At 58.7% G+C, this 681-nt stretch carries 1 protein-coding gene; it reads left to right on the top strand.

Annotation, left to right across the window (positions count from 1 at the left end; genetic code table 11):
• Positions 1 to 54: 54 nt before the first annotated feature.
• The coding region (locus tag ACR0IO_RS23210) for an EamA family transporter (protein ID WP_480745228.1) at positions 55 to 681 on the top strand (627 nt) is incomplete at its 3' end.

The following is a 681-nucleotide window of genomic DNA, read 5'->3' as shown; positions in this document are numbered from 1 at the left end:
CGCTGATCCCGATCAGGCCTATAGCGGCGAAGTAAAGATTTTGCGGAGCCACCTATGAAACAGCATCCTGCGTATGGCTTATTGCTTGCACTGACGGGCGCGTTGATCATCGCGCCTGATACGTTGCTGATGCGCTTGTCTGGTATGGGCGGGTTCGAGATGTTGGGCTGGCGCGGCACGGCGATGGGTTTGGTGCTGATTGCGGCTTGGCTGATAGCCGCGCGTGGGCGGCATCTTGTTGAAGTGTCAGCCCTTGCCACGGGCGCAGGTGCTTTGTTGGTTTTGTGTCAGGCGCTGAATGGGACGCTTTTCAGCGTGGCCATCGCGGTGGCCCCCGTCACTGTGGTGTTGATGGGCGTTGCGACCGTCCCGATTTTCTCGGCGGTGTTGTCTCATTTGATGTTGGGCGAGCCTACGACCCGCGCCACATGGTTGACGATTGCGGCGGTTCTTTTCGGGATTGCTCTGGCGATATTCGGCAAATCCGATGCGGGCCTGCCCTTTGATTTAGCCACGCTTTGGGGCGGCTTGATGGGCCTGTCTATGGGCGGGTTTCTGGCCATGACCTTTGTTCTGATCCGCAAACACCATCAATTGCCGATTTTACTCGGTATGGGCCTTGGGGCTTTTGTGTCGGGCATGGTGGGGTGGGCCTTTGGCGTGCCAAGCGGGGCAAGCAGC

The sequence above is a fragment of the Ruegeria sp. CE12 genome (assembly GCF_056537525.1).
This window is presented reverse-complemented; position numbering and strand designations above follow the sequence as displayed.